This window comes from Roseococcus sp. GW821-FHT12F05 (assembly GCF_058806835.1).
The window spans coordinates 39,249-61,845 of record NZ_JBXAQB010000017.1 but is presented as its reverse complement, the minus strand read 5'-3'; the positions used below and the strand labels follow the sequence as shown (position 1 = coordinate 61,845).

Here is a 22,597-nt window from a genome sequence, read left to right as displayed (position 1 = left end):
AGGCAGACTACTTCCCGGCGACATCCAACTCCTTCCCAGCGGCGCGCCCTGTCCCCGGCTGGGGCCTGGAGGGGCGACCGCTCTCCGCACGTCCATAGGCCGTCACGATCCGGCCCACGAGCGGATGCCTTACCACATCGCGCTCGTCGAAATGCGTGAAACCAATTCCAGGGACATCACGCAAGATGGAAATCGCTTCTACCAGCCCCGACTTCTGGCCGGGGGGCAGGTCCACCTGGCTCGGATCCCCCGTGACGGCCATCCGTGTCCCCTCGCCCATGCGCGTCAGGAACATCTTCATCTGGGCGGGGGTGGTGTTCTGGGCCTCGTCCAGGATGGCGAAGCAATGGGCCAGCGTGCGGCCGCGCATGAAGGCCAGCGGCGCGATCTCGATTTCGCCGGCGGCCAGCCGCCGCGCCACCTGCTCGGCCGGCAGCATGTCGTGCAGCGCGTCGTAGAGCGGGCGGAGATAGGGATCGACCTTCTCCTTCATGTCGCCGGGCAGGAAGCCCAGCCGCTCGCCCGCCTCGACGGCCGGGCGCGACAGCACGATGCGGTCCACGCGGCCGGCCTGGAGCAGCGCCACGCCCTGCGCCACGGCAAGGTAGGTCTTGCCCGTGCCGGCCGGGCCGACCCCGAAGACCATCTCGTGGCGCGCCAGCGTGTCCATGTAGGCCGACTGCGCCGGGGTCCGGGGCGCGATGGCGCCGCGCCGCGTGCGGATCTGCGGGATGTCCTGCAGCGGCAGGCGGGGATCCTGCTCCATCTCGCCCTCGGCCATGCGGATGGCCGCCTCGACCTCGGAGGCGGAAAGCGACTGTCCCCGCTCCAGCCCGCGCCACAGCCCGCGCAGCACCTGCTCCGCCATGTCCGTCCGCTCGCCCGTGCCGCTGATGGTGAGACGGTTGCCGCGGCTCGCCAATCGTACGCCGCATCGCTGCTCGATCCGCGCCAGGTGCCGGTCATGCTCGCCGTAGAGCAGGGGCAGGAGGGCGTTGTCCTCGAATTGCAGCGTGACGCTGCGCTGCTCGGACGGGGGCGGGGCGGAGGTCCCGGGGCGGGTGCGGAGGGCGACGGTGTTGCTCAAGCGGCGTTCTTCTCCTGGTGCGGATCGTGGTGGAGCAGCTCCCCGTGCAGGGAGTTCGGATGCCCGGTGAGGATGCGCACCGGTGCGACACGGCCGATGAGGGACGAATCCCCCAGGGCATGAACGGGTTGCAGCCAGGGCGTGCGGCCCGCGAGCTGCCCGGGATGGCGGCCCGGACCGGTGAAGAGCACCGCGACGGACTGTCCCGTCATCGAAGCATTGAACGCGGCCTGCTGGTCCCGCAGCAGCGCCTGGACCTCCTGCAGCCGGCGGTCCTTGGTGGCCTCGTCCACGCGATATGGGGCGCCGGCCGCGGGCGTGCCAGGACGGGCGGAATACTTGAAGGAAAAGGCCGAGGCGAAACCGACGCGGCGGATCAGCGCCAGGGTGGCCTCGTGGTCCTCCTCCTTCTCGCCGGGATGGCCAGCGATGATGTCGGTGGAGAGGGCGAGGTCCGGGCGGGCCTCGCGCAGCCGGTCGACGAGGCGGAGGTAGTCGTCCGCCGTGTGGCCGCGGTTCATCGCCTCCAGCACCCGGTCGGAGCCGGACTGCACGGGCAGGTGCAGGAAGGGCATGACAGCGGGGAGGTCGCGATGGGCGGCGATCAGCGCCTCGTCCATGTCGCGCGGATGCGAGGTGGTGTAGCGCAGCCGCTCGATGCCGGGGATTTCCGCGAGGGCATAGAGAAGCTGCGCGAGGCCCCATTCCGAGCCGTCCGGCCCCTCGCCGTGATAGGCGTTCACGTTCTGCCCGAGCAGCGAAAGCTCCCGCGTGCCCTGCGCCGCCATGCGCCGCGCCTCGGCCAGCACGGCGGCGGCGGGGCGGCTGTACTCGGCGCCGCGCGTGTAGGGGACGACGCAGAACGAACAGAACTTGTCGCAGCCCTCCTGGATCGTGAGGAAGGCGGTGACGCCCTGCGGCGCGGCGGCATCCGGCAGGTGGTCGAATTTCTCCTCCACCGGGAACTCGGTCTCGATGACGGCGCCCGCCGCGCGGCCGGCCCGCGCCACCATCTCCGGCAGCCTGTGGTAGCTCTGCGGGCCGAGCACGATGTCCACATAGGGTGCGCGGGCCACGATCTCGGCGCCCTCGGCCTGGGCGACGCAGCCGGCCACGGCAAGCACCATCTCGCCGCCACCGGCCTCCTTCTCCAGCTTCATCAGGCGCAGCCGGCCGAGCTCCGAGAAGAGCTTCTCCGTCGCCTTCTCGCGGATATGGCAGGTGTTGAGGATGATCATGTCCGCGCCCTCGGGCGCATCCACCGGCGCATAGCCGAGCGGCGCCAGCACGTCCGCCATGCGGCCGCTGTCGTAGACATTCATCTGGCAACCCCAGCTGCGCAGGAAGAGGCGCTTCTTCGGCCCAACGGCGGCCTGGGGGGTCGGATCGGTCATGAAATTCCCTCGCTGTCCGTCCGGAGGACGGTCCAGGGCGGGGAGATGCGGACACTGGGCCGCGTGGTCAAGAAGAGCGGCCCCGTTCCTGCGTGACGGGTTGGCGTCTCATTGAGAAGAACGGTCCCAGAGCGGAGCCGTGTCGGTCAAGGGCTAACCGTGTGAATCTCTGGCGACCCGCATCCCGGGCGGCCCAGGTCTCAGGCGGCCCAGGTCTCAAGCCGCCCTGGGCGCGACGTCGCGGTTCTGCCGCAGCGCGGCCGCCGTCTCCGTCACCGCGCGGCCCACGCGAGCCGCCATCGCCTTCCGGTCCGGCACGGCCTCCGGCCGAAATCCCTCGTTCAGCACGATGCTGACCCGCGTGCCCGTCCGGCGCAACAGGCGCCAGGCGTGGCTGCCCGTCTCCATGTCGCCGTACCAGGCGAAGAGGGGGCGATCCCGCCGGCCGACCGGCAGGCCGCCCAGCCGGTCGTAGACCACCGTCACCGGCTGGATGCGCGCGGCCGCATTCGCCACGGAGAAGAAGGAGGAGCGGAAGGGCAGCACGCGGGCGCCGTCGCTGGTGGTGCCCTCGGGGAAGAGGATCAGGCTCTCGCCCTCCTCCAGCCGCGTGCGCAGCTCCTGCGCCTCGGTGCCCGTCCGGCCCCGGCTGCGGCTCACGAAGACCGAGCGCCCGAGCTTCGCCACCCAGCCGATCAGCGGCCATTCCGCCACCTCGGACTTGGAGACGAAGCGCGCATCCACCGTGGCGCCCAGCACCAGGATGTCGAGCCAGGAGGTGTGGTTGGAGACGTAGAGCGTCCGCGGCTCGGAAGAAGGCGTGCCGATGACGCGCAGCTTCAGCCCGATCAGCCAGCACAGCGTGCGGAAGTAATAGCGCGCGAAGTGGTTCTTGGCCGGGCCGGAGAACTGCACCAGCACGCCCTGGACGGGGATGCAGAGCAGCGTGAAGACGATCACGCAGAGGATGCGGCGCGCGGCGCGGAAGCGGCCGCCCAGCGGACGATCGCCCAGCACGTCGTTCCAGAGATGCCCCGGCAGCCGCGGCTTGACGCGGATCGGCTTGGCGCGCTGGAGCCGGCGCTTGGCCGGCTTGCCGGTTGCGATAACAGGGGGCGCGATCACGGGAGTGGCGGCGACATCTGTGCTCATCCGACCTCGCTATCTCCGCTTCCGCAACAGGGCAATGACGACATGGCGAATCCTGTGTGACAGAGATGGACTGGAGAGGTGCCAATCGGCAGTCTGGCACGGGTCGGGGGGTTTTCACGGCATGAAGGTCGCCATTTGAGAGTCACCGTTCTGGGGGCGGGCGCGGCCGGCAGTGCCATGGCGGGGCTGGCCGCCAGCCGGGAGCACGAGGTCACGCTCTGGTCGCCCCGGGGCGGCGGCACCCGGCATCTCGGCAACGGGATCAAGACGCGCGGGGTGCTCACGGGCAGCTGGCCGCTGCGCATCGCCGCCGATCTCGGCCGCGCGGTGGACCGGGCGGAGGTGGTTGTGGTCGCCCTGCCCGGCCATGTCCTGCCCCAGCTGCTGCACCGCATGGCCGCGACAATGGTGGGCGAGCCGGCGGTCCTCCTCGCCCCGCCCGGCGCGCTGGCGCCGCTGCTGCTGCACGGGCTCGCCCAGTCGCGCGGGCTGTCCCTGCCGGTGGGCGCGCTGCCGGTGCCGCCGGTCGCCGCGCGGCGGGACGGCGACGGCGCCATCGATATCACGGCGATCCGGCCGCGGATCTGGGCCGGCGGGCTGCCGGCGGCGGCGCGGCGGCTGCTGGCCGACACGCTGGTCGACCTCTTCGGCCTGCCGGTGGAGCCGCTGACCGACGTGCTGGCGGCCGGTCTCGCCGAGCCCACCGCGCTGATCGGCGCCGCCCGGATGCTGGCGCCGGCCTCCATCCCGCACGGCGTGGCGCGGCTGCTGCTCGGGCTGGCCGCCGAGCGCGACGCGCTGGCCGCCGCCTGCGGCCGCGGCCCCCTGCCCGGCATGGCGGAGATGGTGACGGAACAGGGCGGGCTGCCCGAGGCCATGCCGCCGCTGCCCGAGCTCGGCGCCGGCCTGGCCTTCCTGGAGGCGCTGGGCCGCGCGGCGGGGCATCCCGTGCCGCTGATCGCCGCCGCGCTTCAACTCCTCGAAGGCGCGACGGGCGAGAGCTTCTCGCCGCATCCCGTGATGAAGGACCTCGACGCGGCCTTCCTGGCGAAGGTGCTGGGCCCCTAATCGAGCTGTTCCTCGGGGAACAGCCGCAACCCGCGCAGTGCGGCATGGACGGGCCTCCCAATCGAGGACGACCATGACCACCGACCAGTTCATCGGCGCGCCCCCGGCGCCGAATCTCTTCGCACAGCTCCGCGAGCTCTGGCTCGGCGCCTGCGGCCGCGCGCATCGCTGCCCCACCCAGGAGGCGGCACACGACGCGCTCGAGCATCTCGACGACCACATGCGGCGCGACATCGGCCTGGGCCCGAAGGAGCCGCCGCTCCTCCCGCGTGCCGACATCATCCTGCACCTGCATCCCTGAGGAGAACGGCCATGACCGTCACCGATATCCACGGCCAGGCGCTCTCCGGCGCCAGCCCCCTGACCGCCGCCGGCTGGGACGCGCTGCTGCGCGAGACCACGCTCTATGCCGGCGACCCGCTGGGCGGCGCCGAGGCCCTCATCGAGGCATCCCCGGGCTTCGTCATGCCGCATCTGCTGAAGGCCTGGATGCTGCTGCTCTCCACCGAGCCGCAGGCCCTGCCGGTCGCCCGCGCCGCGCTGGAAGCCGCGCGCGCCCTGCCGCGCAATGCGCGCGAGGAGGGGCATCTCGCGGCGCTCGACCACCTCGCCGAAGGGCGCTGGCGGGTGGCCGCGCGCGTCATGGAGGATGTCGCCATCGACCATCCGCGCGACCTGCTCGCCCTGATGGGCGGGCATCAGCTCGACTTCTTCACCGGTCATTCCCGCATGCTGCGCGACCGCATCCAGCGCGCCGTGCCGGCCTGGCACCCCTCCGTGCCGGGCTGGCACGCGGTGCAGGGCATGCTCGCCTTCGGGCTGGAGGAGACGGGCGATTATGCCGGCGCCGAACGCGCCGGCCGCCTCGCCGTCGAGGCCGAGCGCCGCGACGGCTGGGCGCGCCATGCGGTGGCCCATGTGCTGGAGATGCAGGGCCGGCCGGAGGAGGGCATCGGCTGGCTGTGCGGCGACATCGCAAGCTGGTCGGAGGGCAGCTTCCTCGCCGTGCACAACTGGTGGCACCTGGCACTCTACCACCTGGAGCTGGGCGACACGGCCATGGTGCTGGAGCTGGTGGACGGAGCCCTCGCGGGCGGCGAGCCGCCGGTGATGCTGGAGCTCGTGGACATGGCGGCGCTGCTCTGGCGGCTGCAGCTGCGCGGCATGACGCCGGGCGCGCGCTGGCAGCGGCTCGCGCATCGCTTCGCGCAGATCTGGGAGCCGGGCTTCTATGCCTTCAACGACCTGCACGCGCTCATGGCCTTCCTCGGCGCCGGCAGCGACGCCAAGGCCCGGGCGGCGATCGAGGCCGTGGCCGAGGCGGCCGAGGGCGCGGGGGACCAGGCCCGCGCCGCGCGGCAGGTGTCGCTGCCGCTGATGCGCGGCTTCGCCGCCTTCCACGAGGGGCGCTACGACGCGGCGATCCGCGCGATCCGGCCGGTGCGCAGCGGGGCGGCGGTCTTCGGCGGCAGCCATGCCCAGCGCGACCTGATCGACCTCACGCTGATCGAGGCGGCGCTGCGCGGCGGGCATCTCGCGCTGGCGCAGGCGCTCGCCGCCGAGCGGGTGGCGGCCAAGCCGGAAAGCCCCTTCGCGCGAATGTTCGCCGAGCGGGCGGAGCGGGTCCTGGCGCCGGCGTGATCGAGGGGTGTTGTCTGTTCGCGGCCGCAGCATGATCCTCGCCGGCGAGAGATGAGGATCATCGCGTGACCCCAGCCCCGATCGACGGCGCCCGCCTGCTCGGCGACCTGCACCGCCTCCGCGAGTTCGGCCCCTTCAAGACGGGCGTGCACCGCCCGCCCTACACCGAGGTGGACATGGACTCGCGCCGCTGGCTGATGGAGCGGATGCGCCAGGCCGGGCTGGAGCCGGAGATCGACGGCATCGGCAATGTCATCGGCCGCGGCCCGGCGGCGGAGGGCGGGAAACGCCTGCTGCTCGGCAGCCACACCGAGACGCAGAACGAATCCGGCTGGCTCGACGGCGCGCTGGGCGTGATGATCGGGCTGGAGGTCGCGCGCACGCTCGGCGCCGGCATCGACGTCGCAGCCTTCGCCGACGAGGAAGGGCATTACGGCCGCTTCCACGGCAGCCGCTCCTTCGTGGGCGACCTTCCCGAGGCGGAGATCGACGCCGCAAGCAACAAGTTCCACGGCTTGCCGCTGCGCGAGGCGCTGGCGGCGGCCGGGCTTGGGAGCAAGGAGCGGCTGCGCGTGAAGCCGGGCGAGTATCTCGGCTACCTGGAGGCGCATATCGAGCAGGGCGCCGAGCTCGACGACACGGGCGACCGGATCGGCGTCGTCACCGCCATCTTCGGCAACTGGGGCTACCGCATCACCGCCGAGGGCATCCAGAACCACGCCGGCACCACGCGCATGGCCGTCCGCAAGGATGCGGGCGTGGCCGTGGTGCGCCTCCTCGCCGCCGTCGAGGACAGCTTCCCGGCGGTCGCCGGCCCGCGCTCGGTCTGGACGACGGGCCGCATCACGCTCGATCCCGGCGCGCCCGGCATGGTCCCCGGCGGCGCCGAGGTGCTGTTCCACTTCCGCGATTCCGACCCGGCCGTGCTCGCCGCGATGGGTGCGAAGCTGGAGGAACTGGTGGCGGCCGCCGATGCTGCCGGCCCCTGCCGCCTGACCGCGCAGCGCCTGAGTCAGTCGGTCCCCACGCCCATGGACGAGGGCTTCCAGCAGGCCATCGCCGCGGCGGCCGAACGCCGCGCCCCGGGCCGCTGGCGCCGCATGCCGAGCGGCGCGGGCCACGACGCGCAATTCCTCGCCATGGCCATGCCGGCCGGGATGGTCTTCGTGCCGAGCATCGGCGGCGTCAGCCACCACTGGAGCGAGGACACCAAGGAGGAGGACCTCGTCCTCGGCGGCCAGGTGATGGCCGACGCCGCGGCGGCGATCCTCGCTACTCCAGGCGGAAGCCGATCTTCATACTGACCTGGTACTGCGCGACCTTCCCATCCGAGACCCGACCGCGGATCTCGGTGACCTCGAACCATTCGAGGTTTCGGAGCGTCTTGGAGGCCCGGGCGATCGCCTTCTCAACCGCGTCGCTGACGGATTTCGTCGAGCTGCCGACGATGTCGGTCCGACGATAGATGGCGTCTTCCTTCATGGCCGTCTCCTCATGGCTTGAGCCTTGGCGGCGTGGCGTGCACGCCGCAGCGGGGAGACTGCGCCTTTCAAATCGCGCTTGGGAATCGAATCCGATCGGGGTCAGGTCCGCCGGAAGATCACCGTGAGATTGTTCGCCGGCATCTCCACCACGCGCTCCAGCGAGAAGCCCTCGGCCGCGGCGGCCACCTCCTCCAGCGCGCGGATGCCCCATTCGGGGTTGCGGCGGCGGAGGTCGGCGTCGAAGTCGAGGTTGCCCTGCGCCGTCTGGACGCTGGCGCGGAGAAAGGGGCCGTAGAGGATCAGCGGCGCGCCAGGCGGAAGCAGCCCGCCCGCGCCCCGCAGCAGGCCGAGCGCCGCCGACCAGGGCGCGATGTGAATCATGTTCACGCAGAGGACCGCGTCGGCGGCCTCGATGGTCCAGGGCCAGGCGCTGGCGTCCAGCGGCAGCGCGGGGCGGATGTTCGGCAGGCCCGATTCCCGCACCCAGGCGTCGATGCTGGCCCGCGCGCCCTCGTCCGGGTCGCTCGGCTGCCAGGTCAGGCCGGGCAGCGCGGCGGCGAAGTGGATCGCGTGCTCGCCGGAGCCGGAGGCGATTTCCAGGACGAGCCCTTCGGGCGGCAGAACCCCGCGCAGGACGCCCAGCAGCGGATCGCGGTTCCGTGCGGCCGCGGGTGCGTATCTCCGCGCATCCGCGGCCGCCTCGCCGAACTGCGCCTTCCGCTCGCCGGGCTCCATCAGGCCGGTACGCCCTTGCTCGTCGAATACTCGAAATGCAGCGCCTCGCCCGGGAAGACGCGGGGGTGGATGGCATGCGCGGCCATCGCCGCCTCGGAGAAGCCCTGCAGGATGAGCTTCAGCTTGCCCTTGTAGGTCGCCATGTCGCCGATCGCGTGCACGCCGGGGATGTTGGTCTCGCAGGTGGAGGGGTCCACCTGGATGTGGCTGTGGTCCAGCCCCAGGCCCCAATCGGCGATCGGGCCGAGCTCCATGGAAAGGCCGAAGAAAGCCAGCAGGTGGTCGGCCTCGACGCGCTTCTCCTCGCCCTTGAGCGTGGCGAGCACCACCGCGTCCAGCTTCGAGCCGTCGCCCTCCAGCCCGTGGAGCTGGTAGGGGATGGCCATCTCGATCTCGCCGCGGGCGGCGGCGGCCTCGAGCTGGGCCGCGGATTCCGGCGCCGCGCGGAACTTCGGGCGGCGGTGCACGACGATGACCTTCTCGGCGACGTCCTTGAGGCTCAGCGCCCAGTCCACCGCGCTGTCGCCGCCGCCGGCGATGACCACGCGCTTGCCGCGGAACTCTTCCCGCTTCGTCACCATGTAGCGGACGCCGCCGGAGGCCTCGTAGCCGGGCAGGCCCTCCAGCGGCGGACGGTTGGGGCCGAAGGCGCCGGCACCGGCGGCGATGATCACCGCCTTGGCCGTCACCGCACGGTTCGCGCTCGTCTGAAGGAGGAAGCCGTCCGCCGTGGGCGTCAGCCGCTCGACGCGCTGGTTCAGCAGGTATTCGGGCGAGAAGGGCGCGGCCTGATCGGCAAGGCGGTTGATCAGCTCGGCGCCGGCGATCGCGGGATGGGCCGGGATGTCGTAGATGGGCTTCTCGGGATAGAGCGCGGCGCATTGGCCGCCGATCTCCTCCAGCGTGTCGATCACGACGCTGCGCATCTTCAGCATGCCGCATTCGAAGACGGCGAAGAGTCCGCAGGGCCCGGCGCCGATGATGGCCACGTCGGTGTCGATGGTGTCGCTCATGGCCTCTGGCATGCCTTCCTTTGACGTTTCAGTCCAGCCTTTGCCCAATGGTTTGCTGGTTGCGGGCACGGACGGCAAGATGGGCGGAGATGGAGATGATTCTCGCCGACCTCGCCGCCACCCAGGCCCTCGCCGCGCGCCTCGCCGGGCTGGCGCGGCCGGGCGACGCGCTGCTGCTGGAAGGACCGCTTGGCGCAGGTAAGTCGGCGCTGGCGAGGGCCTTCCTGCGCAGCGCCACGGGCGATCCCAGGCTGGAGGTGCCGAGCCCGACCTTCACCCTGGTCCAGAGCTACGACCTCCCGGGGGGAGGCGCGGCGCATCACTTCGACCTGTATCGGCTCTCGGGCCCGGGCGGGCTGGCGGAGCTCGGCTGGGACGAGGCGCGGGAGGGGATCGTGCTGGTGGAATGGCCGGACCGGCTCGGGCCGCTCGCGCCGGAGGACGCGCTGCGCGTGACCCTGGCCCCCGGCACCGACGAGGATTCGCGCCGGGCGCGAATCGAGGGCTGGGAGGGGCGGCTCGCATGAGTGCGCGCTTCCTCGAGACCAACGGCTTCGGCGCGGCCCATCAGGAGCCCATGCCGGCCGATGCGAGCAAGCGCTACACGCGCCTGACCGGCGGCCCGCGCGGCGCGCTGCTCATGCAGACGCCGGATGCGGAGTACCTGGCCGCCTTCCTGCGCGTGGCGCGGCACCTGGAAGCGATCGGCGTGCCGGCGCCGGCGGTGATCGCCGTGGAGACGGCGGAGAATCTCGCGCTGGTCGAGGATCTCGGCGCCGCCAGCATGGCCGAGGCGCTGGATGCCGGGGCCGACCCCACACCGCTCTACCTGGATGCCGCACGCAGCATGGCCCGGCTGCACGCCGCGCCGCCGCCCGAGGGGCTCCCGACCTGGGATGCCGAGGCCCAGTCACGCACCGCCGCCGCGACCTTCCTGGAGTGGTGGTGGCCCGCGGCCTTCGGCGCGCCGACCTCTGACGAGGTGCGTACGGCCCTCGACGCCGCGATCCGGGAGATGCTGGCGCCCTTCGCCGCCTTCGGCATCGTGCATCGCGACTTCTTCCCCGCGAACCTCATCCCCACGCCGTCAGGCATGGCGCTGATCGACTTCCAGGACGCGGCGGTGGGCAATTCCATCTACGATCTCGTCTCGCTGGTCGAGGATGCGCGGCGCGACGTGCCGCCGGATCTGCGCGAGGCGGTGATCGGCGAATACCTGGCGCATCGCCCGGGGCTCGACGCCGCGGATCTGCGGGCCGCCATGGCCGTGCACGGCGCGCAGCGGCACCTGCGGGTGGCGGCGCTCTGGGTGCGGCTCGACCGGCGCGACGGCAAGCCGCACTACCTCGCGCATGGCCCGCGCTGCTGGGCGCTGCTGGACCGCGCGCTGGCGCACGAGGCCGCGGCGCCGCTGGCGCGCTTCCTCGACGCGCATGTGCCGCGCGAGCAACGGAAGAACCCCGCATGAAGCGCGCGATGGTTCTCGCCGCCGGGCTCGGGCAGCGGATGCGGCCGCTGACGGCGAATACCGCAAAACCCCTGCTGCCCTTGCTCGGCCGTTCGCTGCTCGACCATGCGCTGGACCGCCTCGCCATGGCGGGCGTGGAGGAGGCGGTGGTGAACGCGCATTGGTGCGCGCCGCGCGTGGCCGAGGCGCTGACCGCGCGCGAGGGCACACCGCCCCGCCTGCGCCTGCAGCTGGAGCCGGAGTTGCTGGAGACCGGCGGCGGCGTCCGCCGCGCCCTGCCCCGGCTCGGCGAACAGCCCTTCGCGGTGGTGAACGGCGATGCCTATTGGCTCGACGGACCGACGCCGGCGCTCCACCTGCTGGCGCAGCACTTCGACCCCGCGCGGATGGACGCGCTGCTGCTGCTGATCCGCACCTCCCAGGTCGAAGGCGAGGTCGGCCGCGGCGACTTCTTCCTCGACGGCGCGAGCCGGCTGCGGCGGCCCAGGGGCGCGGAGGTCGCGCCCTTCATCTATGGTGGGGTGCAGGTGATGGCGCCGGCGCTGGTCGCGCCCGAGCCGGAAGGGCGATTCAGCCTCAACCGGTGCTTCGACCGCGCCATCGAGGCGGGCCGGCTCTTCGGCCTCGTGCATGACGGCGCCTGGTTCCATCTCTCCACCCCGGCCGATCTCGCCCGCACGGAGCGCCGGCTGCGCGACGGGCTGTTCAGCCACTGGCTGTGAAGCTCTTTTCCATCGCGCCGGGACTGCCCTTCCTGCCGACGCTGGCAAGGGGGGCGCTGGCGCGGCTCGGCACGGGCGAGCGGCTGGCGGCGGCGACCATCCTGCTGCCCACCCGCCGCGCCGCGCGCGCGTTGCAGACGGCTTTCCTGCGCGAAGCCGAGGTGCCGGCGCTGCTGCTGCCGCGCATGCGCGCGCTGGCCGGCCTCTCGGTGGAGGATGCGGACGAGCTGGCCCTGCCCGCGCTGCTGCGCCTGCCGCCGGCGGTGGATCCGCTGCGGCGCCAGGCGGTGCTGGCCGGCTTTTCCACGCGGCGCCCGCCCTCGCGCGGCGGGCCGCCCACCGCCGAGCACGCCTGGGCACTGGGCCTGGAGCTCGGGCGCCTGCTGGACGAGATCGCGCTGGAGGAGGCCGAGCCCATCCCGGAAGACCCGGAGCTGCTGGGCTTCCGCTGGCTGGAGCGGCTGGAGGCGCTGGCGCCGGAGGCGCTCGCGGTGCACTGGCAGATCACCACGATCTTCCTGCGCGGCGTCGTCGAGGAATGGCAGAACTGGCTCGCGGAGCAGGGCCTGCTCGACATCGGCGTGCGACGCGTGCTGGCGCTGCGGGCGCAGCGCCAGGCCTGGGAGGGCGCACCGCCGGAGGCCGCGGTGATCGCCGCCGGCATCGGCATGGGCGGCACGGTGCCGGCCGCGGCCGACCTGCTGAGGACCATTGCCATCCGCCTGCCGGAGGGCGCCGTGGTCCTGCCCGGCGAGGATATGGCGACGTCAGCCATCCCCTTCGAGGAGCTGGCCGAGGCGCCGACCCACCCCTTCGCCGGCCAGCGCCGCATGCTGGCGCGCATGGGCGCGTCCATGGCCGACACCTTGCCCTGGCACGGCGCGGCTTCCGGCGAGCGGCCGGCGCTGCTCGGCACGGCGCTGCTGCCCGCGGGGCATCTGGAGCCCTGGCAGGCGCGCGATCCCGGACGCTGGAAGGGGGCCCTCTCCGGCCTCTCGCGCATCGAGGCGAGCGACAGCCAGCACGAAGCCAGCGCCATCGCGCTCGCCCTGCGTGGTGCGCTGGAGGTACCCGGCGCGCGCGCCGCGCTGATCACGCCGGATCGCGACCTCGCGCGCCGCGTCGCCGCCGAGCTGCCGCGCCACGGCATTCTGGCCGACGATTCCGCCGGCCAGCCGCTGTCCGAGACGCCGCCGGGCACCTTCCTCCGGCTCATCGCGCATCTGGCGGCCGGCGAATGCGGCCCGGTGCCGCTGCTCGCCGTGCTGAAGCACCCGCTCTGTGCGGCCGGCTGGGCGCGTGGCGAATGGCTTTCGGCGGTCCAGTTCCTCGAGCGCGCGATGCTGCGCGGGCCGGCTCCGGCGCCCGGCCTCGCGGGCTTGCGCGCAGCGGTGGCCGGCCTCCGCGATGGCGAGGCGGGGCCGCGTATCAGGGCACTGCTCGATGCCCTGCAGGCCGCCCTCGGCCCCTTCCATGAGCTGCCGAGCGGCATCCTCCGCCCGCCGGCCGACCTGCTCGCCGAGCATCTGGAGGCCGCGGAGGCACTGGCCGGAACGCCGGACCTGCCCGGCGGCCTGCGTCTCTATGCCCAGGCCGAGGGCGAGGCGCTGGCCCGCCACCTCGCCGAACTCGCCCCCGCCATGGCCGAGCTGCCGCCGCTGCGGCCGACGGAATGGCCCGCGCTCTTCGAGGCGGCGCTGGCCCAGGGCATCACGCGCGCGCCGCGTATCTCGCGCGGGCGGCCGGATGCGGCGCATCCGCAGGTGGAGATCCTGGGCCTGCTGGAAGCGCGGCTGCTCGACTTCGACTGCGTGATCCTGGGCGCGCTGGACGAGACCATCTGGCCCCAGGCCGCCGATCCCGGCCCCTGGATGAGCCGTCCCATGCGGCGCGAATTCGGCCTGCCATCGCCCGAGCTGCGCATCGGCCGCGTCGCGGCGGATTTTTTCCTCGCGGCCTCCTCCGCGCGCGAGGCGGTGCTGTCGCGTGCGGCCCGGCGTGGTGGCGCGCCCAGCGTGCCCGCGCGCTGGCTGACGCGGCTCGACACCTTCCTGGCCGGCCAGGAGCGGGGGCTGGCACTCGAAAAGAACCCCTGCGCCGACTGGGCCCCGCTGCTGGACCAGCCGGACGAGGTGAGGCCCTGGCCCCGCCCCGCGCCGCGCCCACCCGCCGAGGCCCGGCCGGACCGCCTCACGCTCAGCGACGTCGCGACGCTGCTGGCCGATCCCTATGCCTTCTACGCGCGTCGTATCCTGCGCCTCTTCCCACTCGACCCGCTGGAGCAGGAGCCGGGCGCGGCCGACTACGGCAACCTGATCCACGACGCGATCCACCGTTTCCTGCGATCCCTGCCGCGGCCCTGGCCCGGACAGGACGCAGCGACGGCGCTCTGGGACGCGGCCTCCGAGACGGCGCTGGGACGCGCCGTGCTCCGCCCCGCCGTCGAGGCCCTGTGGCGCGTCCGCCTCGCCCGCGTGGGAGAATTCGTCCGCGGAATGGAGGCACAGCGGCAAGGCGAGGTCCACGCGATCTGGCCCGAGTTGCCAGGCCGCCTGGAGCTCCGCCGGGGGGGCCGCACCATCGCCCTGGAGGCGCGCGCCGATCGGGTGGAGCGGCTGGCCGACGGCAGCTACCGCATCCTCGACTACAAGTCCGGCACCGTGCCCTCGAAGAAGGAGGTCGAGTCCGGCAGCGCGCCGCAGCTCCCGCTGGAGGCGCTGATGGCCGCGCGCGGCGCCTTCCGCGACCTGCCCGCCGGCGCCGTCTCGGCCCTGGAATACTGGCGGCTGACCGGCGCGTTGGAGCCGGGCCACGTCGCGGCGCCGGACATCGACATCGCTGAGGCCGTGACGAATGCCGAACAGGCGCTGACCCGCATCGCCGAGGGCTTCCTGCTCGGCGACCGGCCCTTCCTCGCCAGCCCGCATCCAGGCCGCCGCGCCTCGCCGGACTACCGTCACCTCGCGCGCACCGCCGAATGGTCGGCCGAGGGCGAGGAATGAGCCAGGCGCGCGACATCGCCCAAAGGCGGCAGAACGAGGCGTCGGACCCCGAGGTCTCGGCCTTCGTCACGGCCTCGGCCGGCTCCGGCAAGACCAAGCTGCTGACGGACCGGCTGCTGCGCCTGATCCTGGGCGGCGCCAAGCCCGAACGGCTGCTCTGCCTCACCTTCACCAAGGCTGCGGCGGCCGAGATGGCGACGCGCCTCAACCATCGGCTCGGCGACTGGGCCGTGGCGGTGCCGGACGCGCTGGCGGCCGACCTGCGCAAGCTGCTCGACCGCGAGGCCACCCGCGCGGAGACGGCCCGGGCCCGCGCCGCCTTCGCCGCCGTGCTGGAGCTGCCGGGCGGCATGCGCATCGCGACGCTGCACGGCTTCGCGCAATCGCTGCTCCAGGCCTTTCCGCTGGAGGCCGGCCTGCCACCGGGATTTTCCGTGCTGGAGGAGATGGACGCCACCGCCGAGCTGGCTTCGGCGCGCGAATCTATCCTGCCGAGCCACGACGCGCTGCCGCTGCTGGCAACGCTCGCCTCGGGCAAGGCGCTGGGCGGCCTGATGGCCGAGCTGCGCCACGCTGAGCCGCGGCTGAACGCCGCCATCCAGCGCGCCGGCGGGCCCGCGCTGCTGGCGCCGCGCATCGCCCGCGCACTCGGGCTGGAGCCGGGCCTCGCGGCGGCCCACCTGCACCACGCCATCGCCCATTCGCCCGAGGAGCGCGAGCTGTCGCGCGCCGCGGCCATGCTCGTCGCCAGCACCAATAAGAACGATCAGGAGCGCGGCGCCGCCATCCGAAGATTCCTGGCGCTGGGCACGCCGGCCGAGCGCATCGCGGCGCTGGCCGAGTGGCAGATCATCTTCCTCACCCAGACCGGCTCCGTGCGCGCGGAAAAATTTCTCGCGACCAAGGGCGGCCTGGGCGCGGCCATGCAGGCGCAGGCACTCGCCATCCTCTGCCCGGAATGCGAGCGCATCTTTGCCCACCTGGAGACGCTGAAGGCGCTGAACCTCTTCGAGGCGACAGAAGCTGCCCTCGCTCTCGGTCTGCCGGTGCTGAGCCAGTTCCGCGTCGCCAAGGAGCGCATCGGGCGGCTGGACTACGACGACCTCATCGCCGCCGCGGGAAAGCTGCTGCAGGATCCCGGCGCGGCCTGGGTGCTGTTCAAGCTCGACGGCGGGCTGGACCATGTGCTGCTGGACGAGGCGCAGGACAGCAATCCCGAGCAATGGGGCATCGCCCGCGCGCTGACCTCGGAGTTCTTCTCCGGGAAGGGCACGCGGGAGAACGCGCCGCCGCGCACGGTCTTCGCGGTGGGCGACGTCAAGCAGTCCATCTACGGTTTCCAGGGCGCCGACGCCGCCGGTCTGCCGCGCGCCGAGGGCGAGTTTTCCATTGCGGTGGAAGCGGCCGGGGAAACCTTCAGGAAGGTCTCGCTGGAGGTGTCGTTCCGCTCGGCGCCGCCCGTGCTGAAGCTGGTAGACGCGGTCTTCATGGCGGGCCCCGCCTGCCCGGGTGTGGTCGTCCCCGGAGAGGTCCTGAAGCACCTGCCTGACCGCGCCGGCGCCGCCGGCCTGGTCGAGCTCTGGCCCCTCCAGACCCCCGACGCCGCCCAGGAGCCGCCGCCCTGGGACGTGCCCGAGACCCCCACCGCCGAGGCCGGCCCCGACGCCCGCCTCGCCGAGGCGTTGGCGCGCCGCATCCGCCACATGATCGACCACGAGCGCCTGTCCGCACGCCACGAGGGAGATCCCTCGGAGGGCCGCCGCATCCGGGCCGGCGACATCCTGGTGCTGGTGCGCCGGCGCGACGCCTTCCTCGCCCAGCTCGTCCGCGCGCTGAAGGAGCACGACGTGCCCGTCGGCGGCGTGGACCGGATGGTGCTGATCGAGCAGCTCGCCGTGCAGGACGTGCTGGCCACACTGGACGCGATCCTGCTGCCGCAGGACGACCTCCAGCTCGCCGCCGCGCTGAAGTCACCGCTCTTCGGGCTGGACGACACGGATCTTTTCGCCCTCGCCCATGGCCGCCCCGCCTCGCTGCACGCCCGGCTGATGGCCGAGCGCGGCGCGGACACCCGAACCGGCCGCGCCGCCGACCTGCTCGCCGCTCTGCAGTCCCGCGCCGACCACCTGCCGCCCCACGCCCTCATCGCGGAGCTGCTGGGCGAGCGCGGCGGCCGCGCCCGGCTTCTGGCCCGCCTGGGCCCTGACGCCGCGGACCCGCTGGACGAGCTGCTGACCGCGGCGCTGGCGCATGAGCGCGCACATCCCGCCTCGCTCCAGGGCTTTCTGCACTGGCTCCGCCGCGCCGCCGCCGAGATCAAGCGCGAGCCGGACACCAGCGCCGACCTCGTACGCGTCATGACGGTGCATGGCGCCAAGGGGCTGCAATCGCCCATCGTCATCCTGCCCGACACCACCGGCTCGCCGCCGCGCTCGGCCGGGCTGCGCTGGACCGACGACGAACTCCCCCTCTGGGCGCCGCGCAAGGAGGGCTTCGCCGCACCGGCCTACGAGGCCGCCGACCTCGCCCGTGCCGCGCGCGAGAACGAGGAGAGCAACCGTCTCCTCTACGTCGCCCTGACCCGCGCCGAGGACCGGCTGCTGGTCTGCGGCTGGCATCGCGGGAAGAAGCCGCCGGACGAGTGCTGGTACCGAAAGATCGAGGCCGGCTTCGGCAATCTCGACGATCTCCAGGAACAGATCTTCGCGCCGGAGGAGTGGGGCGCTGATACGGCCGGCTTCGGACCCGGCCTGCTGCTACGCCTCGAATCCCGGCAGACGGACCCGCGCCGGGACGAGACCCGCCGCGCGGCCGGCGCCTCCGCGATCCTGCCCGGCTGGGCGCGCATCCCGGCCCGGCCGGTGGAGGCGCCCGGCATCGCCACGCCCTCGCACATGGAGGACACGGAGGTCGAGCTGCCGGCCGCGGCGCCGCACGCGCCCGGCGATCCGCTCGGAAAGCGCTTCCGGCGCGGCAACCTCATCCACGCGCTGCTGCAATCCCTGCCCGATCTCCCGGAAGCGGATCGCGAAGCGGCCGGCCATGCCTTCCTCGCTCGTCCCGGCCAGGGGCTGGACCCGGCGCAGCAGGAAGAAATCCTGGCCGAGGCGCTGGACGTCATGGCCGACCCGGAGCTGGCCCCCGCCTTTGGTCCCGGCAGCCTCGCCGAGGCGCCGCTGGCGGGACGGATCGGCGAGCGGCTCATCCTCGGCCAGGTGGACCGGCTGCTGGTCACGCCGGAAAAAATCCTGGTGCTGGACTTCAAGACCAACCGCCCGCCGCCCGAGCTCGCCGAGGCCGCGCCGCCGGCCTATCTGCGCCAGATGGCGGCCTATCGCGCCGTGCTCCGCGCCGCCTTCCCGGGCCGGCCGGTAGAGTGCGCCCTCGTCTGGACCTACGGCGCCCGCGCCATGCCGTTGCCTGCCATGTTACTGGATCGATACGCGCCGGCTTGACCCGGAGCAGAGGCGACACGACCTTTCCCGCATCGGAATCGAGGGACCCCCCATGAGCGAACTGACCAAGGCCGTGAGCGACGACAGCTTCAAGCAGGATGTGCTGGAGGCGAAGGGCGCCGTGCTGGTGGATTTCTGGGCCGAGTGGTGCGGCCCCTGCCGGATGGTCGCGCCTATCCTGGACGAGATCGCCCAGGAGTATCAGGGCAAGCTGACCATCGCGAAGGTCAATATCGACGACAACCCGATGACGCCGAACAACTATTCGGTGCGCGGCATCCCCACGATGATCCTGTTCCAGGACGGCAAGCCGGTGGACACCAAGGTCGGTGCCATGCCCCGCAGCCAGATGAAGGACTGGATCGCTTCGAAGATCGCGTAAGCGATCTTCGAGTCTTTATTGCGCCCTCAAGCGCCGGGCGGCGGCTCCGCCGCCTTGGCTTCGCGCCATGTGAGGGCCCGCAAGTTGGCAGGTTGGTCGCGGCGCGCCGGCCGCATTCGCGGCCGGATTCGGGTGAAGGTCCGCTGATCCCTTCGGCTTCGTTGAGCGCCCGCTACCCCGCCTTCTTCGCGGCCATCTCGTCCATCATCGCGTCGTAGCGCCGCTGCATCTCCTGCGGCGAGACGTTCTCCTTCTCCTGGCTCAGCAGCCAGTTGAAGCCGAAAGGGTCCTCGAAGCAGGCCGCACGGTGGCCGTAGAACTCGTCCGTCGCGGGCCGGACCACCGTGGCGCCGGCCGCCTTGGCCCGCTCCAGCGCCGCGTCCACGTCCGGCACCATCAGGTGCAGCCGGATCGGCGATTTTCCGTCCGAGCCCATGATGCCCATCTCCGGATACTCGCTCGAGAGCATGAAGAGCGAGCCGTAGAGGGTCATCTCGGCATGGCCGATCCGGCCCGTGCCCTTCTCCGTCAGCCGGTAGCGCTCCTCCGCGCCGAGGGCCTGGCGGTAGAACTCCAGCGCCTCCTCGCACTTCCTCACGACGAGGTAGGGAGAGAGCGCGGAAAATTTCGTGATCGGTTCCATCGGCCGTTCCTCCATCCGCCCCTTCAACGGGCGGATGGAACCCAGGTTGACCGAATGGCGAAAACTGTCACCAGACCATGATGCGTTCGCATTCGCTCAGGCATCATGGTCCAGCCTTTTGTTTGGCGCGTGATTCAGACCTCCGGCGCCTTCGCCTTCGGTCATCACGCTTTAATCGAGACGGATGTTCGCGGCCCGGACCACAGCGCCCCACTTCTCGTTCTCAGCTGTTATGAAACGGTCGAAATCGGCGCCGCCGAGCTGCGAGGGCATCGCGCCCAGCTCGCGGAACTTCGCGATCGTCCCGGGCTCGCGGCAGATCTCCTGCACGGCGGCCGTCAGCCGGTCCACCGCCGGCCGCGGCGTGCGCGACTGCACCTGCAGGCCGAACCAGGCCACCGCCTCGAAGCCCTCGACCCCGCTCTCCGCCACCGTCGGCACCTCCGGCATGGAGAACCAGCGCTCCCTGCTCGTCATGGCGATCGCGCGCAGCCGGCCCTCGCGGATGTGCGGGATATAGGCGGGGAGGTTGTCGAAGGTCATCTGGATGCGGCCGGCCAGCAGGTCCGGGATCAGCGCGCCCGTGCCGCGATAGGGCACGTGGCCGATGTCGGTGCCGGTGCGGAACTTGAAGTACTCGCCGCACATGTGGCCCGAGGTGCCGTTGCCGGGCGTGCCGTAGTTCAACGCGCCCGGATCGCGCTTCGCCAGCGCGATCAACTCCTGCACGGTCCGCGCCGGCAGGTCGGGCGGCACCACCAGGGCGTTGACCACGAGGTTCGCCAGCGCCACGGAGGTGAGGTCGCGCACCGGGTCGAAGGAAAGCCGCGGATAGAGGAACTGGTTGATGCTGGCCGTGCCGATCGTGCACATCAGCAGCGTGTGACCGTCGGCATCGCCCTTGGCCACGACCTCCACGCCCACATTGCCGCCGGCGCCGGGCCGGTTCTCCACCACGCAGGGCTGGCCGAGGAGCTGCGTCAGCCGCTCGGCGACCACGCGGGCCGTGACGTCGGTGGCGCCGCCAGCGGTGAAGGGGACCACGATACGCATCGAGCGCGTCGGCGCCCAGGGGGTCGGTGCTTGGGTCTGCGCCAGGGCGGCGGCGGGGATCAGCGCGGGCAGGGCGAGGACGGAACGGCGCGTCAGCGGCATCGGGGACATCTCCGGGAGAACCTCCCGGCCTGATATCCCCGTTATGTCAGCCGATCCATCGGCCGGCGGCGCATATCAGGTCGCCGTCAGCTTCGCCTTCTCCACCACCTCGGCCCATTTCCGGATCTCGGCCACCAGGAAGGCCTCGAAGGCCGCCGGAGTGCTGCCGCCCTCGGGCGTGAGGCCCGGCCCGTCCGCGCCGAATTCCGCCAGCCGTGCCCGGAAGGCTGGGTTCCGCGCGATGCCGTCGATCTCGGCGCCGATCCGCGCGATCGCCGCGCGCGGGGATCGCGCCGAGGTCTGCACGCCGAACCAGGCCGTCGCCTCGAAGCCCGGGATGCTCTCCGCGATCACCGGCACGTTCGGCACGACGCTGGCCCTCGAGGCGCCGCTCATCCCCAGCGCCCGCACCTGGTTCTCGCGGATGAAGTTCAGCGCGGAGGGGATGTTGTCCATGCCGCAATCCACGCGCTCGGCCATCAGCTCGGTCAGCATGGGGCCCGAGCCGCGGAAGGGCACGTGCACCAGCCGGATGCCGGTCATCTGGCTCAGCAGCTCCATGCAGACATGCGGGCTGCTGCCGATGCCAGCCGTGCCGTAGGTGATCTCGCCCTGCCGTCCCCGCGCGAAGTCGAGGAACTGCGTCATGTTCATCACGGGCATGCGGTTCGCGACCATCAGCACGTTGGGCATGCGCGTGACGAGGCCGACCGCCGCCATGTCCTCGGGCTTCCACGGCATGCGCGCGCCATAGACCGAGTAGTTGATCGCCCCCGTGCCGATCGAGGTGAAGAGCAGCGTGGTGCCGTCCGGCTCCGCGCGCGCCACCACCTCGCCGGCAAGGTTGCCGCCGGCGCCGGGCCGGTTCTCCACCACCACGGGCTGGCCCAGCTTGGGCGCCAGCCGCTCGGCCACCATGCGGCCGACAAGGTCGGTCGTGCCGCCCGGCGGGAAGGGGATGACGAGGCGGAGCGGGCGCGTGGGCGACCACGTCCCCTGGGCTCCACCTTGGGCGCGCAGCACCGCGGGCGTGAGCAGGCCCGCCGCGAGGACGGCCCGGCGAGGGGCGAGGAGACTCACGACCCTTCGACCGTCGCGCCGGAACGGCGGACGGCGTCGCTCCACTTGGCGATCTCGTTGCGGATGAAGGTGTCGAAGTTCTCCGGCGTGCTGCCGCCGCCCGGGGCGAGGTCGGCGCGCATACCGCCGAGGTCCGCAAACTTCGCCCACATGGCGGGCTCGGCGACGATCGCCTCGACCTCGCGGTTGATGCGCTCGATCGCCGCGCGCGGCATGCGCGCCGGCCCGACCAGGCCGAACCAGGCGGTGGCCTCGACGCCCGGCTGGCCCGCCTCGGCCGTGGTCGGCACGTTCGGCAGCTGCGGGCTGCGCGTGGCGGTGGTGACGGCGAGCGGCCGCAGACGTCCCTCGCGCAGGTGGTTGATGACGCTCGGCAGGTTGTCGACACCGACCTCGATGCGGCCGGCGATCATCTCCTGCAGCATGGGACCGGCGCCGCGGAAAGGCACATGCGTCAGGTCGATGCCGGCGGCGAGCTTCAGCAGCTCGCCGGTCATGTGCAGCGAGGTGCCGACGCCGCTGCTGCCGATGTTGAGCTTGCCCGGATTGGCCTTGGCCAGCGCCACCAGCTCCTCCAGCGTGTTCGCCCGCACGGCGGGGTGCACGAAGATCGCGTTGGGCACGCGGATGACGAGGCTGATGCCGGCGAAGTCCTCCGGCTTGTACGGCATGCGCGGCCCATAGAGCTGGTAGTTGATGGCGCCCGAGCTGATCGTCTGCATCAGGATGGTGAGTCCGTCGGGATCGGCCTTCGCCACCACGTCCGCGCCCACATTGCCGCCGGCGCCGGGTCGGTTCTCGATCACCACCTGCTGGCCCAGCCGTTGCGACAGCGGCTCGACCAGGAGGCGCGCCGCGATGTCGGTCGTGCCGGCGGGGGTGAAGCCGACCACGAGGCGGATGGGCCGGCTGGGCGACCAGGTGCCCTGCGCACGCGCCGGCAGCGTACCGAGGAAAGGCGAAGCCAGAGGGGCGAGGAACGTCGCCGAAAGCACGGCACGGCGCGAAGGGCGCGGAAGCAGCATCTGAACGTCTCCAATTTGTATCTTTGTCGAGGAGATTGGACCGGCGCCGCGCCACGTTCAAGCGTGAAGGGGATGCAACCCGCTTCGGCGG

The 22,597-nt window shown here is 72.3% G+C and carries 20 protein-coding genes; 10 read left to right on the top strand and 10 right to left on the bottom strand.

Annotated elements, in window-relative coordinates:
- Positions 1-7: 7 nt before the first annotated feature.
- The 3 genes from AC1ROY_RS28830 to AC1ROY_RS28820 all read right to left on the bottom strand — a co-directional run bounded on the left by AC1ROY_RS28830 (position 8) and on the right by AC1ROY_RS28820 (position 3,633).
- Entirely contained in the window at positions 8-1,087 is a 1,080-nt protein-coding gene (locus tag AC1ROY_RS28830) for a PhoH family protein (protein ID WP_493152379.1), read from the bottom strand.
- Entirely contained in the window at positions 1,084-2,481 is a 1,398-nt protein-coding gene (gene miaB, locus AC1ROY_RS28825; RefSeq protein WP_493152378.1) for a tRNA (N6-isopentenyl adenosine(37)-C2)-methylthiotransferase MiaB, read from the bottom strand. The genes AC1ROY_RS28830 and miaB overlap by 4 nt, the downstream gene beginning before the upstream one ends.
- A 216-nt stretch (positions 2,482-2,697) precedes the next feature.
- Complete coding sequence (locus AC1ROY_RS28820; protein WP_493152377.1) at positions 2,698-3,633, bottom strand: lysophospholipid acyltransferase family protein; 936 nt, start codon at positions 3,631-3,633, stop codon at positions 2,698-2,700.
- A 135-nt stretch (positions 3,634-3,768) separates the two neighbouring features.
- Here AC1ROY_RS28820 and AC1ROY_RS28815 point away from each other — a divergent pair, with 135 nt between their 5' ends.
- From AC1ROY_RS28815 to AC1ROY_RS28800, 4 genes are all read left to right on the top strand, one after another.
- Positions 3,769-4,701 (top strand): NAD(P)-binding domain-containing protein, encoded by a 933-nt coding sequence (locus tag AC1ROY_RS28815; protein WP_493152376.1) that lies wholly within the window; start codon positions 3,769-3,771, stop codon positions 4,699-4,701.
- A 73-nt stretch (positions 4,702-4,774) separates the two neighbouring features.
- Positions 4,775-5,002 (top strand): hypothetical protein, encoded by a 228-nt coding sequence (locus AC1ROY_RS28810; RefSeq protein WP_493152375.1) that lies wholly within the window; start codon positions 4,775-4,777, stop codon positions 5,000-5,002.
- An 11-nt stretch (positions 5,003-5,013) separates the two neighbouring features.
- On the top strand, positions 5,014-6,342 hold the full coding sequence (locus AC1ROY_RS28805; RefSeq protein WP_493152374.1) for a tetratricopeptide repeat protein: 1,329 nt from the start codon (positions 5,014-5,016) through the stop codon (positions 6,340-6,342).
- 65 nt (positions 6,343-6,407) lie between these two features.
- Positions 6,408-7,646, top strand: a complete 1,239-nt coding sequence (locus AC1ROY_RS28800) for a hydantoinase/carbamoylase family amidase (RefSeq protein ID WP_493152373.1) — start codon at positions 6,408-6,410, stop codon at positions 7,644-7,646.
- Here the strand turns inward: AC1ROY_RS28800 and AC1ROY_RS28795 are convergent.
- The 3 genes from AC1ROY_RS28795 to AC1ROY_RS28785 form a co-directional block, all read right to left on the bottom strand.
- Positions 7,615-7,824, bottom strand: coding sequence for a dodecin (locus AC1ROY_RS28795; protein ID WP_493152372.1), 210 nt, complete (start codon positions 7,822-7,824; stop codon positions 7,615-7,617). The two genes, AC1ROY_RS28800 and AC1ROY_RS28795, sit on opposite strands and share 32 nt — an antisense overlap.
- Positions 7,825-7,925: 101 nt before the next feature.
- Positions 7,926-8,561, bottom strand: coding sequence for a DUF938 domain-containing protein (locus AC1ROY_RS28790; RefSeq protein WP_493152371.1), 636 nt, complete (start codon positions 8,559-8,561; stop codon positions 7,926-7,928).
- Positions 8,561-9,574 carry an NAD(P)/FAD-dependent oxidoreductase gene (locus AC1ROY_RS28785; protein WP_493152370.1) on the bottom strand — a complete coding sequence of 338 codons (1,014 nt, stop codon included), beginning with the start codon at positions 9,572-9,574 and terminating at the stop codon, positions 8,561-8,563. Before AC1ROY_RS28785 ends, AC1ROY_RS28790 begins: the two co-directional genes overlap by 1 nt.
- An 89-nt stretch (positions 9,575-9,663) precedes the next feature.
- Here AC1ROY_RS28785 and tsaE point away from each other — a divergent pair, with 89 nt between their 5' ends.
- Genes tsaE through trxA form a run of 6 tightly spaced genes read left to right on the top strand, consistent with a single transcriptional unit; the run spans position 9,664 to position 18,603 of the window.
- Positions 9,664-10,101: a tRNA (adenosine(37)-N6)-threonylcarbamoyltransferase complex ATPase subunit type 1 TsaE gene (tsaE, locus tag AC1ROY_RS28780; protein WP_493152369.1), complete on the top strand. Its 438-nt coding sequence runs from the start codon at positions 9,664-9,666 to the stop codon at positions 10,099-10,101.
- Complete coding sequence (locus tag AC1ROY_RS28775; protein ID WP_493152368.1) at positions 10,098-11,042, top strand: aminoglycoside phosphotransferase family protein; 945 nt, start codon at positions 10,098-10,100, stop codon at positions 11,040-11,042. Before tsaE ends, AC1ROY_RS28775 begins: the two co-directional genes overlap by 4 nt.
- Entirely contained in the window at positions 11,039-11,764 is a 726-nt protein-coding gene (locus AC1ROY_RS28770) for a nucleotidyltransferase family protein (protein WP_493152367.1), read from the top strand. The genes AC1ROY_RS28775 and AC1ROY_RS28770 overlap by 4 nt, the downstream gene beginning before the upstream one ends.
- Entirely contained in the window at positions 11,761-14,766 is a 3,006-nt protein-coding gene (gene addB / locus AC1ROY_RS28765) for a double-strand break repair protein AddB (RefSeq protein WP_493152366.1), read from the top strand. Before AC1ROY_RS28770 ends, addB begins: the two co-directional genes overlap by 4 nt.
- A complete protein-coding gene (gene addA / locus AC1ROY_RS28760; protein ID WP_493152365.1) occupies positions 14,763-18,221 on the top strand; it encodes a double-strand break repair helicase AddA in 3,459 nt (1,152 codons plus the stop codon). Before addB ends, addA begins: the two co-directional genes overlap by 4 nt.
- Positions 18,222-18,273: 52 nt before the next feature.
- On the top strand, positions 18,274-18,603 hold the full coding sequence (trxA, locus tag AC1ROY_RS28755; protein ID WP_131548189.1) for a thioredoxin TrxA: 330 nt from the start codon (positions 18,274-18,276) through the stop codon (positions 18,601-18,603).
- A gap of 172 nt (positions 18,604-18,775) precedes the next feature.
- On the opposite strand, the gene AC1ROY_RS28750 is transcribed toward trxA, so the two are convergent.
- From AC1ROY_RS28750 to AC1ROY_RS28735, 4 genes are all read right to left on the bottom strand, one after another.
- Positions 18,776-19,246 carry a VOC family protein gene (locus AC1ROY_RS28750; protein WP_493152364.1) on the bottom strand — a complete coding sequence of 157 codons (471 nt, stop codon included), beginning with the start codon at positions 19,244-19,246 and terminating at the stop codon, positions 18,776-18,778.
- A 171-nt stretch (positions 19,247-19,417) separates the two neighbouring features.
- Positions 19,418-20,410, bottom strand: a complete 993-nt coding sequence (locus AC1ROY_RS28745) for a Bug family tripartite tricarboxylate transporter substrate binding protein (RefSeq protein ID WP_493152363.1) — start codon at positions 20,408-20,410, stop codon at positions 19,418-19,420.
- A 66-nt stretch (positions 20,411-20,476) separates the two neighbouring features.
- The gene (locus AC1ROY_RS28740) at positions 20,477-21,481 is read right to left on the bottom strand and encodes a Bug family tripartite tricarboxylate transporter substrate binding protein (RefSeq protein WP_493152362.1); all 1,005 of its coding nucleotides are present in this window, start codon (positions 21,479-21,481) and stop codon (positions 20,477-20,479) included.
- Positions 21,478-22,506 carry a Bug family tripartite tricarboxylate transporter substrate binding protein gene (locus tag AC1ROY_RS28735; RefSeq protein ID WP_493152361.1) on the bottom strand — a complete coding sequence of 343 codons (1,029 nt, stop codon included), beginning with the start codon at positions 22,504-22,506 and terminating at the stop codon, positions 21,478-21,480. The genes AC1ROY_RS28740 and AC1ROY_RS28735 overlap by 4 nt, the downstream gene beginning before the upstream one ends.
- Between the last annotated feature and the right edge of the window lie 91 nt (positions 22,507-22,597).

Bases quoted from the DNA above. Each gene is read 5' to 3' on its own strand.
- AC1ROY_RS28805 (WP_493152374.1), top strand. From the start codon at position 5,014: ATGACCGTCACCGATATCCACGGCCAGGCGCTCTCCGGCGCCAGCCCC.
- AC1ROY_RS28785 (WP_493152370.1), bottom strand. From the start codon at position 9,574: ATGAGCGACACCATCGACACCGACGTGGCCATCATCGGCGCCGGGCCC.
- miaB (WP_493152378.1), bottom strand. From the start codon at position 2,481: ATGACCGATCCGACCCCCCAGGCCGCCGTTGGGCCGAAGAAGCGCCTC.
- AC1ROY_RS28745 (WP_493152363.1), bottom strand. From the start codon at position 20,410: ATGTCCCCGATGCCGCTGACGCGCCGTTCCGTCCTCGCCCTGCCCGCG.
- trxA (WP_131548189.1), top strand. From the start codon at position 18,274: ATGAGCGAACTGACCAAGGCCGTGAGCGACGACAGCTTCAAGCAGGAT.
- AC1ROY_RS28770 (WP_493152367.1), top strand. From the start codon at position 11,039: ATGAAGCGCGCGATGGTTCTCGCCGCCGGGCTCGGGCAGCGGATGCGG.
- AC1ROY_RS28750 (WP_493152364.1), bottom strand. From the start codon at position 19,246: ATGGAACCGATCACGAAATTTTCCGCGCTCTCTCCCTACCTCGTCGTG.
- AC1ROY_RS28810 (WP_493152375.1), top strand. From the start codon at position 4,775: ATGACCACCGACCAGTTCATCGGCGCGCCCCCGGCGCCGAATCTCTTC.
- AC1ROY_RS28820 (WP_493152377.1), bottom strand. From the start codon at position 3,633: ATGAGCACAGATGTCGCCGCCACTCCCGTGATCGCGCCCCCTGTTATC.
- AC1ROY_RS28795 (WP_493152372.1), bottom strand. From the start codon at position 7,824: ATGAAGGAAGACGCCATCTATCGTCGGACCGACATCGTCGGCAGCTCG.
- addA (WP_493152365.1), top strand. From the start codon at position 14,763: ATGAGCCAGGCGCGCGACATCGCCCAAAGGCGGCAGAACGAGGCGTCG.
- AC1ROY_RS28775 (WP_493152368.1), top strand. From the start codon at position 10,098: ATGAGTGCGCGCTTCCTCGAGACCAACGGCTTCGGCGCGGCCCATCAG.
- AC1ROY_RS28790 (WP_493152371.1), bottom strand. From the start codon at position 8,561: ATGGAGCCCGGCGAGCGGAAGGCGCAGTTCGGCGAGGCGGCCGCGGAT.
- tsaE (WP_493152369.1), top strand. From the start codon at position 9,664: ATGGAGATGATTCTCGCCGACCTCGCCGCCACCCAGGCCCTCGCCGCG.
- AC1ROY_RS28735 (WP_493152361.1), bottom strand. From the start codon at position 22,506: ATGCTGCTTCCGCGCCCTTCGCGCCGTGCCGTGCTTTCGGCGACGTTC.